At 64.6% G+C, this 274-nt stretch carries 1 pseudogene; it reads right to left on the bottom strand.

Annotated elements, in window-relative coordinates:
- Positions 1-274: pseudogene (locus ACSNOK_RS34235) on the bottom strand (hypothetical protein); the annotation flags it as partial.

The following is a 274-nucleotide window of genomic DNA, read 5'->3' as shown; positions in this document are numbered from 1 at the left end:
ATCCAGCTCGTTCGCGGAGGCGCTTCCGCGAAGGACGTCATTGTAGTGCGTACCGGACAGGTTCTCGATCGAAACAAGGCTGTCCTGGCCAGCGCCGCCGGTGTTGGATGCAGTTCCCGCAGCCAGGTTCGCATTGACGGCGGCGGTTCCAGAGACATAGTCGGCCGTGTCGACGCCCGCGCCGCCATCGAGCCGATTGTTGCCCCATCCGGCAACCAGGATATCGTTGCCGCTACCGCCGCGGAGATCGTCGTCGCCCGCTTTCCCATCGAGC

The organism is Streptomyces sp. URMC 126 (assembly GCF_051386555.1).
GTDB lineage: Bacteria > Actinomycetota > Actinomycetes > Streptomycetales > Streptomycetaceae > Streptomyces.
Note: the sequence above shows the minus strand (reverse complement) of the source record. Positions and strands in the feature narration are given on the sequence as shown.